The sequence below is a fragment of the Aurantimicrobium minutum genome, from assembly GCF_002355535.1.
Classification (GTDB): Bacteria; Actinomycetota; Actinomycetes; order Actinomycetales; family Microbacteriaceae; genus Aurantimicrobium; species Aurantimicrobium minutum.
On sequence record NZ_AP017457.1, the window covers coordinates 1,175,400 to 1,190,998 of the forward strand.

Here is a 15,599-nt window from a genome sequence, read left to right on the forward strand (position 1 = left end):
TTTGTGGAGAGAAGCAACTACCTCATCACAAAGAATGCTTATTGCTTATCTGCAGCTTTCCTGCGGGATGCAATAAGTAAGCCGAGACCAGCAATGAATGAGAGAACGACACCGGCACCCAGCCCGAGATATCCCACAGCATCAATATCTGTGCCCGTTGCAGGTAACGATGCAGGTGAGGTGGTTGAAGTTGGTGATGGGGTTGGTGTCGGGGTTGGCGAAGGAGCCGTGCAAGGGTTCACTGGTGTTATTGCAGTGAGATAAAAACCGACAGGGTTAACCTGAGCACATTCTCCCCATGCGTTTAATGGCGCAAGTACTGTACGAGCTTGCACAGCACTGAAATATCCATTTCCCACAGCTGTATTCGTGGTTGTGAATGGCTGTGAGTTTGCACCCACAATAGGTCCATCTACTGAATAAGCATTCACAACTTGGCCGGTTAATGAATCACCCGCCACGATTCCAGCACCAGTGCCACTAACGATTCCAGCGGCATAAACATTTGTAACCGTTACCGAGGCCGCGGTCCGACCGATAATTCCTCCAGCGTTTGAGCTAATTGAACCCAAGGAATATGAGGAATTCACGACTGCCATGAAGCTATTTGAGCCAACTATTCCTCCAGCAGAATCGAGAATGTCGCCCGTGGAATATGAGTTAGTGACTGTAGAGGTAGTAGACAAAGCACCGAGAATGCCCCCGCCAAGAAAACCGATTTGGCCCGTTGAAAACGACTTATTAATCGTTGACCCATTAGCAACCCCAACAATTCCACCCCCATTAGTCGAGATGGCACCTGTTGAACTGAGGTTAGTAAATGTGCTGTTGACGTCTTGCCAGACAAACCAGCCTTTGCCATTGGCAAGGGTGGAGTTGTTCGAATGGATTGTAAGGTTTTTGATTTCATCACTGTTGGTGTTGAAAAAGAGCCCACCGAAGTTAGTAACTCCATCAATAGTAATGGAGTGCCCCTGGCCGTCGTAGTGAAAGTTCCGTGCACCGCCAGAGCCTGGATCAATCTGCAGAATTGAATCTCTCGTAAAGTCTGCGGTTTGAACTAAGTAAGCGTCACCACCACCGGCAGGAACTCTGCTCGACCCTTGCGCGAAACATTCAAGTTGGCTATTGGTGGCGATTTGCCAGGGATTGTTCTGAGAACCATCGCCGAGGTAGGTAGTCGTGCAAGTTACTGCTGCAGCAGGCGCAGCAAATCCAACGACGCCAAAGCCAGCCAAAGTAAAGGCGCTCACAACCAGAGCAAAAAGTTTCATCGATCGAACAGACTTCATTAGTGATTTCCCATGTGGCTCGGTCGACAAGAAAAGTCAGCTTCAATGCTGACTGACATTTAATCTACTTGTTTATTGGACTATGACACCAGTACGAATAAGGCAGAGTAAAACATTCACATGAAGTGTTCTTGATTTATACGCAATTCCCACTACAAAGATGAAACGATACCAACTGAAAACAAAGGATTTTTCACCACAGCTGAAGCTTGCCTGTAAACCCCGGGGTGTTGAAGCACCTCTACTGATTGAATTTCTTGAGCAGTCTTGGTGATACCAGGACGAGTGTGCCCAAGATAACCAGGAGCCATGCGAACACAGAGTATCCGTTTACCGGAGAACCCGTTTGAGCAAGCTCTGCAGCGGCAGCACCAGAAGAACCAGAGTTGTTTTGGTTGTTGTTCTGATTGTTATTTGTCGGGCAGGAAATGGTTGGCGCAACATCTGAAATAGTCCAGTTGTTCGGACTTGCTAATAATGTGGCTCGGGCATTCACTGCGTCACAAGTGACCGCTTGGGTCGAGACTGCACCAAGATTCACATTCGGCATCACACTCTGCGAACCCCATCCAACGAGTGTGCTGGAGTAGTTCTCATTCGACATTGAATAGAACCCAACCTTTTTGAACATGTCAGTCATATTTGTGACGTTTGAAATGTTCCAAGTAGCAAGTGACCTATTGAAGCTCACAGCGGACTCAAACATGTGTGACATGTTGGTGACGTTGCTGGTGTTCCATCCGCTGATGTCCTGGTTGAATCCATTTGCATATGAAAATGCATTACTGAGATCCGTCACCGTGGCAGGAAGAGTTGCCGGAACTTGTCTGAGTTCACTGCGGTGATCAAAACCACAGCGCAAACTCGTCATGCCAAAGTCTCCCCAGCTCAATACTTTTGTCAGGGTTGTGTCGGAACCACCGAGGCATTTACCAAAACGTTCCAACTTTGTTGCTGTGATTGTGACTACAAAAGTTCCGTCATAAAGAGGAGATTGGGTGAGGGTGATATCTCCAGAACCAGGACCTTGATCAGTCACATTTTGAATAACGTCAGGACTGGATGGATCTGCATCTAAATCACCCCAGTTGATAACGACGTTTGTTAGCTCTCCTCCGAGATAAACACTGATGTTTTCATTCCATTGGGTTGTTTGAAACTCGAGCTGCATCTGATTCGCAGGAGCGGCATGAGCTGGAACAACCCCACCAAAAACCACAACAAATAATGCAGAGAATAATGCTGCCCCCACAGCACATAAACGTCTAAAACCACGAGGACTCATATTCGAAGTCTAGGTGTTTTTCCCTGTTCGACTGTTGGGCTTAAAGTACAAAGTCACGCCGTTTGGTTGCAACGTACGGCACCCACCCCAAACCTCAAATGTCTGCGGCTCGTGTCATACTCGGTACAACGTTCCAGAGCGATAGCGCCAAGTACCTAGCTAGCTATCCGGCAACCCCCCAACCATTGAGTGGGGTGCCCTAGGGGAAGAACAGATATAAGCGTATCCGCGCTCATATAAGTCAATGGAGTGCAGCAACCACTGCCTCCACAACACCAAGGAGGCACCTATGTCTGCACCAGAAAAAATCCCCAGCACCACCTGGCATGAGAAAGAGCCCATTAGCCGAGAGCTTCGCCTCTTGCGGGAAGAACTCTGGGGACCAATCCCCCCACGTGAACGCATTCAGTGGAGTAACGCTCTGCTGGATAACCCACCCACTGAACTGAGCATCATGGGCAAGCTCCAGAACACTCAGCTTCTTCACCGAGATGGCATCGTCATGAATAGGCAGTGGGTTGCTGTTGCCCGATATTGGGATGACCTGGGTATCACTGCCTATGAATGGCTCCTCCAGAAGGGCACACTCGCCAGTAACACCCCAGAGAACACCACACCCGAAGAAGACCCCTGGGGTGACTGCACAGAAGAAGAACGCAGAGCGTGGACTGCAGCAACGCTGCGGTTCCCACCCATGTTCTTAGGTGCCACGGTCATGGGTCTACATGACAAGCACGCTAAGCAAACAGGAATTACCAATAGCAAGGGCTGGATTGATCTTGCACTCGAGTTCAGAGATGCGGGATTCACACCAGAAGAGTTCATTGAACTCAACACTCAAGTGAGGAAGTTCCGCAAGCGTGGCCAGCGAAACACCATGATCACTACAACCTGGGGCAATCTCAACAAAGAATATGTCCGGCTGAAAGCCCAGCAGTGGACGAATTGGTTAGAGCGATATCGGGCAGGAGACGAGCCACTAGCTCTCACTGAAGAACTACTCTCTCCTCACTGGATCTCCCAGTGAGGAGAGGCACCACCCGCTGAAATGTCAGTGGGTGGTGCCATGGTGAAAGTAGGAGGAGTTGAGGGGAGCAAAGAAATGCCTGCGTTGGGAACAGCACTTGTAGTGAAAGACAGCAAGCAAAAAACTCTCTTCTCCACCGAGCTCTGGTGGTGGACTCCGCGAAACCTCACGGGACATGCTCTCTTCAATCGTGTAGATGTTCCTAGTTACACCGACTGGGTGGCAGATCTCACATTGATGCAGTTTGTTGATCTCAACCGACAACAGATCCAGAGCTACGGCTTAGAGCTCTGGAAATTCAAGGAAGATATCGAAGCCATGACGGCACAAATACGAAATGGCGCGTTGGAAACGGATCAGGGGAAGGTATTCCCAATTAGAAAAATTTAATCCAAATTCAATTTGCTTCCGCATTCGGAGCAAAAAGATGCGGTTGATTGCACAAACTTTTTGCCACAATTAGGGCAAAAAATAAAGTTGGAAATTTGTTGATTTTCCGACTCGACTGGGTAAAGCCAATCTGAAACTGTGCAGATTTCGTCAATTACTTCTACATTGTTTTCTGCAGTGAAAGTTACATAGCCCATTTCTGCAGCGTCAAGTAATTGTTCATTCGTGTAATGATCTTCCACATCTATATACGCCGATATTTCAAATTCTTGTTTGAAAGCTTTGAGCTGGAAGCCGGGTCGATTGTGGCTACCATAATCGGACTGTAAGCCATCTAAATCAATGAAGTGGCCTAGCTCAAAGATGATGGTTTCATCTCTCCAATCCGATGCGAATGAAATATCCAAGTTCTCGGTTTTTGCAGAAATCTGAATCTGATCTTCGGAAATACCCTCCGGGATTAACAAGATAAAAACGTTGTCTTGAAGAGTGTGAACATATTTGAGTGTTCTCAACTTTTTACTCCAATATTTCAGAGAGCTCTTCAAATCCCTCATCTTCTTTGTGGAGGATATCAAGCAACAAAGTAAATGAGTCTTCTATGTAATTCTGAACCTGCGGGTTTATTTCAATAATGCCCGTAGACACGGCATAGGCCAGTGGAAGACCCAAGTCGTTGTAATCTATGTAGTCCTTAAATCCTTCAGCATCTTTGTACTCAGTCCATAGCTCGCCGAGTATTGATGACTTGTTTTCGACTGTGGTTGGAATAGAAGCTTTAGGAGATATCGGATTCGACTCTTTAATGGCAGCCCCACATTGAGTGCAGAATGCACCACCCGAACTTGCTGTTCCACATTGCCCGCAATAAGCCATCACTACTTACCTCCCCGAAGGGTCTCCCCCGTCATTTCGCTAATTATTTCAATGAACACTGCTGAGTTCTCTTTTGTATTTGAGAGAAATTTGTTAGTTCCTCGCTCCTCATGTTTGAAGAACCAAAAAGTTCCTATCCTTGTGACATGTTTTCTCGGTTACGAGTTATCTACTTCTTTTCAATAACTTAGTCATGTACTCGGAAGGTTTCAGCAGTTATAAATCGGTTACCGGATGTCAGTGGTTCCCTGCATTCTTAACATATGGCTGTTGCGATTCCAATTGCGTTGTACCTCATTCTTGTTTTTGGCATGGTCGGTTTTTTCATCGTGATTGCAGTCGCCGGCTTAATTTCGCTAGTCATCGCAGCGATAAGTGCTCGGGGCAAAGAAGAAGCTCCTTTACCCCCGCCACCGTTCGAGCCATACATGATTTACATACCTCGCCCTGGTTGCGGGGGGTGTGGCATGGCGTTTCTTACTGATGAGGAATACTTCTGCAGATGGTGCGGAACACAACGCGAGTACCAAGAAATCGAAATTGCTTACAAGGGAAATCTGAAAAGAATCAATAGAAAATACTGAAGTTCAATGAGTTTTGATGATCAAAACAATCACAGAATTGTTCAAAGCAACTAATTATTTATCTATCTCTTGATTAGTTTCTCGGAATAAATCCGCGAGGTTATCAAATCCGATATCTTTTTCAAGCCCGCAAACATTCAAATATGTATCGAAAGTTTGATCAATGAGTTGTCTCATCTTTTCGGACTCCACAATGATTCCATTCGCAAATGCATACGCAAGTGTCAAACCCAGATCATTGAAACTAATAAAATCTTCAAATTCCACATCAAACTTGTACTCTTCCCATAACTCGCCAAGTATTTGACATCTAACCAAAAAAGAGGTTTCAGACATTGGTTTCCCTTCTCATTGATTTGTAAGAGTAATAAACCTGCTTAGCAACTTGAGATCTCGTACGTTAGTGGGGAGAAATTCAGTGAGCTCTGGTGAGTAAACCAAATATGCAGCCCACTTCGCACGTGAGATTGCTACATTCAGACGGTTCTGCATGAGTAAGAACTCAATTCCGCGTGGGACATCTACTGCAGATGAGGCGGCCAGGGAAACAATAGCGATAGCTGCCTCTTGCCCTTGAAACTTATCTACAGTCCCCACTCGAATGTCATTTAGGCCAAGAGCATCAAGCTTGTTCCTGATTAGGTTTACCTGGGCGTTGTAGGGAGCAACAACAATGACGTTCTCATTTGCCTCTTTAAGCGGCATTGACTTCTTGCCGTCATTCCAGATCTTGGATAGTAGTGACTGAACAAGTTCAACAACTACATCTGCTTCCTCCAGTGAATCGGTGGAATTATTCATGTGGAATACAGGCGTGGGGTAGAAACCGGGCTTTACCCCCTCAAGGTGCCTATCACTTGGATGGGAAGTCAGCTTTCCGTCATAGGAGAGCTCAGACACTACAGAACAGACGTTGCTGTGCATTCTCCAACTTGTATCAAGGAAGTAACCCAGTTCTGATGGAATGACTTCAGCTTCCCCCGTAAGCCAGCCAAGAGCGGAACCATCAATAGGTTCAGGGTGAGTCCCCTGCGTTACTTGGGGTAGCTGCTGTGGATCGCCTAACAAGAGCAACCGCTTTGCAGAAACTGATGCTGCAATTGTGTTTGCTAAGGAGTACTGACCTGCTTCATCAATGACGAGCAGGTCAAGTTGCCCACGCATGACTCTGGATTCATTGGCGAAGTCCCACGCGGTTCCTCCGATAACACCGCCGCCAGGTTGGGCAAGGAAATCCGCAAATTTCTCTTTCTCGAGTGGCGTCCAAGTTGTGTCAGGAAGTGCGGCAACCTCATGGGTCTTCACACCTGTGCGTGGGGCTTTGGCAATTAATCCCGATGGCACACCTGCTTTATTGACACTTCGAAGAAGATTTTCAACAGTGGCGTGAGATTGACCGACAACACCCACCTTCCAACCGTGAAGATTGACTAAGTCAGCTATAACAAGCCCACCGTTAAATGACTTCCCAGCTCCGGGAGGCCCTTGAACCGCAACATATGAGTTCTTTTGGGCAAGAAGGCTGTCACGGATTGCTTGATATGTTTCACCGTTCTGGATTGGCGTAAGTTCAGGCCCTCGAGGAGAAATTCTGCGCAGAATATCCATGGATGCGTTTTCTGGCATGCGCGGATAGGACTCAAGAAGCTCAGCACCCCACTCTGTAATTGCGGTAGCTAACCTTGTCGTGTCCGGAGGAGTGCCAGGAGTAAGTGCGAGTGGTGTGTGATCGTGGTTAGGTTCACCCTCACGCTGGGTTTCTTCCACAATGAACTCTGATTCACTCAGCACCTCAAGAACTTTTAATTGAACGGTGCGCATTGCAGCAGGGTTGGATGATTCAGGGATGGCGAGTGCATCAGAGGGGTACACCATGAAAACCATTGCATTTTCGGTGAGTTTGCTTCCTGGACCGGGTGTAGTGCGAAGGAGTAAATGTCTCCGTTGTTTCTTTTGTCGTGGTGAAGTAGTGTGCCAGTCAGTAATTACCTCATGGCTGTCAATGATGAAAACATCACGTGTATCTTCCCAGTCTTCAACAGGGGTTTCGAGACGGTTGTAGTGGGCCCACCAGAACGACTTGTTCTCTCGTCTATGAAAATCAATGGCGGCAGCAGTGAGTGCTACAGCAGTGTGGTCAGGTGTTCTTTCCGAGAGCGGGATGTCTTGAATGAGACCCATCAATGAGTCGTAGAGCGGATCCGTTGATTCTTGAGCTTCTTTGAGTTCAATTGACTTGGGAGGAATGGGGGTAACCCCTTTTTCTTGGGCTATCCCCCATAACCAATTTCGTAGGGCTAAAGTCGAACGGCAGTCGTAGGCGTTGTATCTACCGATATCGTCGAGCTTGGCTTGCGCCTCTGCCATGTGACCTTCTGCGACAAGCTGACAATAATTGGCGTACTCAATGACGGAGTCGGCTGCGGTGGCAACGCCATCTCGTTCGTCGTCCTTCATATATAAAGGTTCAAGTTTCTTCAGTGAATAGCTGTAGCTACCCACCCGCATAGATCTCTTCACAATGGGAAACAGATCTACCAAGACGTGGTCGACTAAAAGCTCATCGACGAAGGCTTCACCCACGCCGTAGCGAGCCGCCAGCATCAGAAGATGGGTGCGCTCATATGCCGCATAGTGATAGATGTGCATGTCAGGGTATTGCTTGCGACGTTCGCGGACAATGTCAAGGAAGCGGATGAGAGCCTCCTTCTCTTGGGCATGGTTATGCGCCCAGAGCGGAACAAATGCATTCTTGTCATCAACAAATCCAAAGAGATAATCGAGGTTCCAAAGGTTGCCTTCTTGATAAAGAGGGTCCCCTTCAAAGTCAAAAAAGATATCCCCTGGGCTTGGCTTGGGAAGTGCCGAAAGCGCCGAAGAATCATAAATTCGATAAATCGGCATCTCTGGAGTGGCTGACTCTCTCGTTTCAACCTGCAACTGCGCTTGTGCTTTGAGCCCAGCAAAAGTTCGGTCGGAGATTCCAGGGACTTGATGAATTGAGGTCGATGCAAGTTCTGTCATCGTCTCGATTCCAGCTGCACGAAGCTTGGCCCGCTGCGACATACGGAGGCCAGCAACCTGGAGTACATCATCGAACAACTTCACATTGGGTTCACATACGGCACAACTTCCACATGCCGAGTAAAGCGGATCGTTCCAGGGTGAGGCTTCCCCGCCCTGTTGGCGATGAACACGACGTTCCTCAATCATGTCAAGCAGATGATCGCGACGCTTAAGGAAAACGGGGAGGATATCCCTAAGGTCATGAGTACTTGTCTTGCCGTCTCCTAATAAAAGGTGAACCTTGTTCGAAGTTGCAATACCGTTTTTACGCAACTGATCTGCATAGGCTGCAAGCTGAATCAATGCAGTGATCTTTGCTTTTCGAGCAAGTTTGGTGTCATTGACCTCATATTCATTCGCAGAGTTCAGAATAAGAAAGTCTGCAAAGCCCTGGAAGTTGCCGTCGAAAAACGCCCCTTGAAAAACAACAGGAGTCTTTGAACGCAGTGCCTCAAGAGTTGCCTCGCTTACCGCTTGCATCTGCTCTAGCCATGGGTTTTCGGGATCGTTGTAACTGGGTCGCTCGAAGCTCGCTACCCCTGAGGGGAACTGCTCTATCAATGAGTCGAGCATCTTTTGCTCGTGAACATCTCCGAGTTTTCCCGCACGCTTCATCATGGGGTCGTCAGACTCTGGCACCACTATGTCGTGACCAAGCAACTTGTCGAGCTTACGAACAAGCCCCCACTCACACTCTGCAGCAGAAGTCAGATCACTTGCCGAAAAAATAATTCGGCCGTCTTCGAGTTGTTGCATGATGCCCCCAGTCCGTTGTTCTCAGAATAGCTTTAGCTACGGACAGAGTGGATAAGTCAGGAACTGGTCTTGAGATTATTCAAAAACCCGTTCCACATTCAGAGCAGAATTTTGCTGTCACGGGTTCTCTCTTAGCTCCACATTCAGAACAGAATTTGGCGCCAGTTTGTGAGCCGGTTTTCATCACACTTCCCGTGGGATTAAGGGCTGTTTCGCAAAAATGCTCGAGATCTTTTTGTGAAGAAATGACTTGAGGAAAGTTAGTTTCAACATAGAAAAACTGTGTCCCAATCATGTCGCAACCAGAACAGCCCTCTGAATCAACATCAGACGGATCGAGGACGCCATGACCCCAACATCTCTGGCATCTTCTGAATATTGATGTTGAGAGCGTAGAAAAGCGTTGAGCTGTCGAGCAAGGATTCTGGATCACTACATAACCGTTTGCATTCTTAATAAACCTTGAGAAAGACATGCCCCGTATTCGTCTTTTTCTTCAGACCAAATTCGGTCTTCAGAAATGCCCTCGGGGATATTTTCTAAACCAAAATCTATGTAGGCCAACGAATTCAAAATAACGCTTCATTCAAATTTCCTTCTGTCAGAGATAACTATTTGACACAAGCGATAAATTGATAATGAAACTTTCCCGAATCGCCTTAGTTAGAAAAAGATTTCTTAACTACAAATTTTCAAGGGCTTCAATCAAAGGCTCCCACTTTGATTCCATGGCGAGTTTACGCAGGGACTGATTGTTGCTGAGAAGTTCAAAAGTCTCTTCAGAAAATTCTGGGTCTAGTCCTTCGTTCGCTTCGAACTCTTCAATGAATTCTGGTATCCACAAGAATTCTGAAGTGAGATCTTCCTGGTTTTTTCTGATCTCCTGCAGAAGGATTTTCCAGAACTCCGCGGAAGGTTCGCAATTGTATGAGGCTTGTTCAAAAGCGTATTGCCATTCTGGCCAGAACCAACCATCGGATTTTAAAAGCGTTGCAACAAGCCAACCAGAGGAATCGATCTGGCCCAATACATCCATAATCTGGTCACGTTCAAGTGCATTAGATACCGCTGCAATCGAGCGAACTGGATCAAGATTTGACCGTTTGACTGCATACATCACGTTCTCTGAAGATACCGATGGGTTTGAAACAACTCCAAGGTCATAAAAGTTTATTGCTGCACAAGAACTTAGATCTTTGCTGAACGTGAAGAAAGATTCATCAGAGTTATTAACGCCAATAACCGTGGCAGCAACGGCCAAATCAGATGGTTCACTGTAGTAACCATCGCCACGTGTGTAATCGGGCCAAGTTACCTCTAATGCTGCGGAGAGCAAAAGTAATGACCTGCGGTCATCCTCATATTTGTTTGTCAAAGAGTAGGCCTGTTTTGCCCATGAACTGCGAATGTCATCATCTGATTCAGAGCCCTTGAAGAAAGCCGTCAGTTGAGCCTGAACTTGGGTTATATTTGAATCCTTTGCGGCGTCAAGGAGCGATTCAACCGTTGTTTCAAATTCAGACACACTTTCCCCCAAGCTTCCGCACGAGGTGCAGAACTTAGGGGCAGATGAGGTGCTTGAGTTAGACGAATGTGAGAATGACTGTGCCAACTCGTTGAGTTTTTGTTCATTCAAATCTGGGTTGATTTCGTCAATACTCTCTGTTTCTTGCATTTCCTCATCGAGGTTGACTGGTCCAGGGCGCGCGCTTTCTGCCTTTTCCCCGACGACAAACTGAATAGCGTCGCTACATGCCCGAACAATGACTTCACGGTCAATATCTATACCTGCCTCATGAAGCCCATTGTCTATTCCATTAACTAAGCCGTATATTGCTGCCGCTGGACTTTGCCGAAACGGTTCTTCAATAGAAGACCAAGTGTCCTGCTCAACAAATAACTTAATGAGACGAAGGTAGAGATCTTGGGGCTTTTCTTTTCCCCTAATGGGTTTCGAAATGTCTACCTTTTTCCATTTCTCCGAGTACTCCCAATTGACTCTGGTATCGAGTGGACGTGTTTCTCCTGAGTCGATGAGTTCGATGTATTCCTCTGCTTCATCCACAGGGCCCATATCCGCATCGATGATTGCTTGAAAATATTCTCGTGCAAGAGCAGTGTGTCCGCTTTCAAACTCAACAATGCCTAGGTTAGAACGCGCGTTCCAGGATTCGTATCCAGTATCCAGACGGATTAGGTCCTTGCACCACAGTCGTGCTTCGGCAAACCTTCTGGCCGGGATTAGGTGACTGAAGACCAGAGTGTTTGTGCACGCCCAACTTGTAGAGCCAAGTTCTGGCTGCTCAGCTAGTTCGACAAGAGATTCCTCTGCTGCTGAAATGTATGTTGCTGGCAATTTCTATCCCTCGTCCATTTCTTCAATAAATTCCTCAAGAGAACTAAATCTGGTACCACGGGGAAATCCACCGCCGGAGATAAATTCACCAAACGTCATTTCAATCAAATTCAATTGAGAAGCTGTAACAGCACTTGTTGGATTGTCATTGAGTGCACGTGCCACTTCAAGTGCATCAGGAATTTCTTCAAGGAATTCTTCAAAATCCTCAGACCAGTGATCCTTAACGTAAATAAGAATCTGAGCAATCACTACCTGCTCTTCTGAAGCTTGAACAGTTTGAGGAACAGACGAAGAGGGTGCCCCACATTGGGAACAAAAGGCACCGCTTATTTGGGTTCCGCAATTACTGCAAAACAATGAATTCCCCCAAGACTTCAAAGTGTTTTAGAGCAAGCATATCCAAGCTACGGCTGTCTGAAAATGGCTTTGAGGAATTCCTACTTAATGGCCTCATCTTCGTGGCGCGATTTTTGAATCCCTGGATCGAAGAAAAGAACTATTCCATAACGTGAATTTTGTTTTTGAACTTATGCTTGATACAGGATTAAGGCGGGGGAGTAATGGCGAGCATGTCATTTGATAAGTGGCTTCTCAATCAAGGACATCTTGGTAGTTGGACGCTCAAGCACAAGTTAGGCAGTGGCGCTTTCGGTGTCGTTTTCAAAGCTGAGAAAAACGACATCAATAACACCAAGCGCATAGCCGCCATTAAGGTCATGTCACCAGAAACACATGGCAAAAAAGACCTGGAAGCAACTTTCAAACACGAGTTCAATGTCCTCAGTAAACTCAACAGCCCCTACGTCCCCTCCGTTTTAGACAGCGGTGTTGCCCTGTTCAACAATGGTGAAACACCGGTTGAACTGATGTGGTTTGCTATGGAGTTCATTGAGGGTGGAAACCTTCAAGATGAACTCAACCAGCACGGTGCTTTGAATGACACGGAATGGTTGGAGCTTTCTCACGATCTTTTGTCGGCCCTTCAGGCAATTCACGAGAAAGAGATCATTCACCGAGACGTCAAGCCAGGAAATATTGCGCGCTTCTCCAGACGAACCATCCTTGTGGACTTCGGATTAGCGTCTTTTGTCGATATTGATGATCCGGGAGATGAACTGTTTGCATCAACTCCGGCATATGGTGCTCCTGAGCAACAGGACGGCAGTGACCCATCTCTTCTTCAATATCCTGTGGATCTATTTGCAGCTGGAGTTACGCTTGCATTTGCTGCTACACAAAAACTTCCCTGGGAAGCACCGACCAAAACGGAAGTTGAAAACTTCGTTAAGGCTAACCCCCAGCTAGCGAAGCAAGTACCACCAGAGAGAATATTTCATGTTGCCTGGCTAGCAAAGAAAATGTCGGAGGCACCCAGGCTTGAGGGGCTTACTCCCCTGCAAAAGTCGATAATCGAACCGATGTTAGCTGTGAACCCTGCTCTACGAGGCACTGCAGCACAGCACTTGGCCACTGTGCAGCGCCACTTGCCACAAGGATCCTCGCGAAAAGGCACAGCTCCTGCAAACTTCAGAGTTCCCGGAAAAGCAAAAGCAGAGAAGGTCAAACGAAACGTTGAAGGTGTTGCCTCACAGGTCAACGCAATAAATGACTACGTCGCGAAGACTCCCCCAGCGCAACGTAACTTCATCACCGTATGGGCATTTGCGATGTTCCTTGGTTTCTTTGGAGTAGACCGTTTTTATCTAGGAAAGATCTGGACGGGAGTCCTGAAACTCCTTACGTTCGGTGGATATGGAATTTGGGTACTCGTCGATGTGATTATGTTGATGCTCAACAAGACCAGAGATAAGTGGGATAGGGAACTTCTCGACTATGAAAAGCACAGCAAGTTTGTGAAAATCTGGAGTGTTCCTATCCTGGTTGGTTTGTGGATTGCCTTGAACGTGTTCTCCCAGGTTTCTCCGAGGAGCTAAACCGCAGAACGTCTTTTCGAAGTATTGAAAATACGCAGAATCCTATTGGACTGCAAAAGGGAATTAGCTCAGAAATACGCAACAAAATCGGCAATAGGTAGCGCCGAAATGGTTCAAGTGAAACTAAATTATTTTCATCCTATAGCGTGAATCTAGCTAGGGCTCTTTCGACTAACACATTGGTACGTGTATCAATCTGCTCCTTGGACCAGCTTGAAACTTCAAGTAGATCTGCGTTCAAAGCGAGGCCATTTCGATAACCGACTGGCCTGCCTGCCTGATCTTTTCGCTCTTTCTTTTCTTCGAAAGATTTGTTTCCCAGAGTTCCGTTGAAACCAGTGATGGTTAAGTTACCCAGATTGTGGACACAACTTCGTTGAATTGAAGCTGCCTCTTCTTTGCCCCCAAGCATCGCTATCCAAGATTTAGGAAGATTCTCGCCTTGAGGAAGGATGTGCTCGATAGTCCAGACGAATTGTTCTTTGTTTTGGCCAACGGCCTCTTTTGCCCATAGATCGACCAAAGATTCTTTGGTCATGGATTCTTTAGCTAGAGCTACGAGAACGAAACGAGTCGCTGCAGAGTTGTCGTCATAAACAGGGCCCCTCAATTGAGTAGCGAAAACATCATCTGAAGCAGATACAGCTTTCAACTCTTCTCTAATCGTTGAGAGGACTTCAACAGAAGTTTCGAGGTTTGACACTCGGTCGATGATCGACATGAAGATACGATCTAAATCATAGGTAGGCGGAGTGTTTGTGAGATTTCTTCGAACAGAAAAATTGGTCAATAACTTAGTTATTTCTTCCAAGTCATTCGTGGAAAGACCCAGCCGTGCGTCGTTCACAAGCAAAAACAGCAACAACATATGTGCTGGTGCGCCCTGAGCTCGCGAAAGATCCAAAAGCAAATCATCGAGAGCTTGAGGCTTTTTTCCTTCTTCTCTATTTCCTAGAATTCGACCATACGCAGAAGTTGCAATTTCCATCCTGGAAATGAATTGCTTTAGATCGCCTTTGAGTAGCTCTTCATAAACCCTGATGAGCTTAGACCTAGTAGCAATTGAGACTCCTTGAACAGCGAGGTCCCAATCATTTTTGAAGGCGTTGTAGAACTGTCTAAAGAATCGTTCCTGGCTTCCATAATCATCTCCAAGTGCTTCAAGCCAGCCGGACCATGCCTCATAGGCGTTTTCCACTGAAATATCTGAGCCTTTATCAGCCACAGAAAGCAAAGATGTCTTGATGAGGTCAATAGGAGTAAGTGGCAAACCACGATTGTTCAGAGATTCAAATAACACGAAAGCATCAGAGTGGTTCTCGACTTCAAGTTTGACCAAAATGGAACGCTTTACTCTCCCGTATAGAGAAAGTAACTCTGAAACTTCACTACCTGGTGTTGCCTCGAGATGAGACCCAATTCGTTTGCCGAAGTGGACGAGAGCTTTGGATATCCTTCTGACTCCAACATAGGTAACTTTTGGTTTCTGAAGCTCAAAACCTGCCTCGACCAAGAGTGAAACGTAATCATCGGAATTACAGTTTTGTTTTTGTAGTTGAAGTCTTTGACGAGTTGGATCCTTTAGGCACAACATCCTTCTAAGATTTGTAAGATCAGATTTTTGATCTTCATCTAAAAGTTCATTTCGAGCAGAAAGTTCCTTGTAGAGAGCTAGCAGGAACAGGGACAAAGTAGTCATTCGTTGCTGGCCATCAACCAATTCAAGAACTGTCTGGGCGGCAGCATCCTGCGTTTTATTTACGCAAATAATCGTCCCGAGAAAGTGGCCAGAATCTGAATCCTCTTCGAGTAAGTCATCAAAAAGAGCGTCCCATTGATCTTTTCCCCACGAATACTCTCTTTGGTAAGGGGGGATGTCATAAATGATGTTGTTATCGGCACTCAACAGCGCATACAAAGGAGTTTGTGACACAGATTTGATCATTTGAATTGCCTCCTGGCCTAGCTCGGTGGATTGACCACCTTCTCGGAGCGACCTTTTCAAAGATCTATTCCCCAAAACTAATCTA

Annotated in this window: 13 protein-coding genes and 1 riboswitch; of the genes, 4 read left to right on the top strand and 9 right to left on the bottom strand. The window is 46.6% G+C overall.

The window, feature by feature from the left end; translation table 11 throughout:
- Positions 1–38 precede the first annotated feature (38 nt).
- Both AUMI_RS05835 and AUMI_RS05840 read right to left on the bottom strand, forming a co-directional pair.
- Entirely contained in the window at positions 39–1,292 is a 1,254-nt protein-coding gene (locus AUMI_RS05835) for an LPXTG cell wall anchor domain-containing protein (protein ID WP_096382377.1), read from the bottom strand.
- 241 nt (positions 1,293–1,533) lie between these two features.
- A complete protein-coding gene (locus AUMI_RS05840; protein WP_197702055.1) occupies positions 1,534–2,577 on the bottom strand; it encodes a BspA family leucine-rich repeat surface protein in 1,044 nt (347 codons plus the stop codon).
- 130 nt (positions 2,578–2,707) lie between these two features.
- Positions 2,708–2,826, top strand: a riboswitch (SAM riboswitch).
- A gap of 40 nt (positions 2,827–2,866) precedes the next feature.
- Between AUMI_RS05840 and AUMI_RS05845 the strand changes: the two genes are divergently transcribed.
- Both AUMI_RS05845 and AUMI_RS05850 read left to right on the top strand, forming a co-directional pair.
- The gene (locus tag AUMI_RS05845) at positions 2,867–3,604 is read left to right on the top strand and encodes a hypothetical protein (protein ID WP_096382379.1); all 738 of its coding nucleotides are present in this window, start codon (positions 2,867–2,869) and stop codon (positions 3,602–3,604) included.
- 39 nt (positions 3,605–3,643) lie between these two features.
- The gene (locus AUMI_RS05850) at positions 3,644–3,994 is read left to right on the top strand and encodes a hypothetical protein (RefSeq protein ID WP_148664060.1); all 351 of its coding nucleotides are present in this window, start codon (positions 3,644–3,646) and stop codon (positions 3,992–3,994) included.
- Here the strand turns inward: AUMI_RS05850 and AUMI_RS05855 are convergent.
- Positions 3,991–4,509, bottom strand: a complete 519-nt coding sequence (locus tag AUMI_RS05855) for a zinc ribbon domain-containing protein (protein ID WP_172418269.1) — start codon at positions 4,507–4,509, stop codon at positions 3,991–3,993. The two genes, AUMI_RS05850 and AUMI_RS05855, sit on opposite strands and share 4 nt — an antisense overlap.
- 4 nt (positions 4,510–4,513) lie before the next feature.
- Positions 4,514–4,870, bottom strand: a complete 357-nt coding sequence (locus tag AUMI_RS05860; RefSeq protein ID WP_096382387.1) for a hypothetical protein — start codon at positions 4,868–4,870, stop codon at positions 4,514–4,516.
- A 263-nt stretch (positions 4,871–5,133) separates the two neighbouring features.
- On the opposite strand from AUMI_RS05860, the gene AUMI_RS05865 reads away from it, so the two are divergent.
- Positions 5,134–5,454: a hypothetical protein gene (locus AUMI_RS05865; RefSeq protein WP_096382389.1), complete on the top strand. Its 321-nt coding sequence runs from the start codon at positions 5,134–5,136 to the stop codon at positions 5,452–5,454.
- 54 nt (positions 5,455–5,508) lie between these two features.
- Here AUMI_RS05865 and AUMI_RS05870 read toward each other — a convergent pair whose 3' ends face one another.
- The 4 genes from AUMI_RS05870 to AUMI_RS05885 form a co-directional block, all read right to left on the bottom strand.
- Entirely contained in the window at positions 5,509–5,790 is a 282-nt protein-coding gene (locus AUMI_RS05870; protein WP_096382391.1) for a hypothetical protein, read from the bottom strand.
- A 12-nt stretch (positions 5,791–5,802) separates the two neighbouring features.
- A complete protein-coding gene (locus AUMI_RS05875) occupies positions 5,803–9,276 on the bottom strand; it encodes a TM0106 family RecB-like putative nuclease (RefSeq protein WP_096382393.1) in 3,474 nt (1,157 codons plus the stop codon).
- Between the two features lie 682 nt (positions 9,277–9,958).
- Complete coding sequence (locus AUMI_RS05880) at positions 9,959–11,341, bottom strand: hypothetical protein (RefSeq protein ID WP_148664061.1); 1,383 nt, start codon at positions 11,339–11,341, stop codon at positions 9,959–9,961.
- Positions 11,342–11,635: 294 nt separating this feature from the next.
- Entirely contained in the window at positions 11,636–11,884 is a 249-nt protein-coding gene (locus AUMI_RS05885; protein WP_096382398.1) for a hypothetical protein, read from the bottom strand.
- Positions 11,885–12,195: 311 nt separating this feature from the next.
- Here AUMI_RS05885 and AUMI_RS08265 point away from each other — a divergent pair, with 311 nt between their 5' ends.
- Positions 12,196–13,569 carry a protein kinase domain-containing protein gene (locus AUMI_RS08265; protein WP_096382401.1) on the top strand — a complete coding sequence of 458 codons (1,374 nt, stop codon included), beginning with the start codon at positions 12,196–12,198 and terminating at the stop codon, positions 13,567–13,569.
- Between the two features lie 139 nt (positions 13,570–13,708).
- Here AUMI_RS08265 and AUMI_RS05895 read toward each other — a convergent pair whose 3' ends face one another.
- A complete protein-coding gene (locus AUMI_RS05895; protein ID WP_096382403.1) occupies positions 13,709–15,514 on the bottom strand; it encodes a DUF262 domain-containing protein in 1,806 nt (601 codons plus the stop codon).
- Between the last annotated feature and the right edge of the window lie 85 nt (positions 15,515–15,599).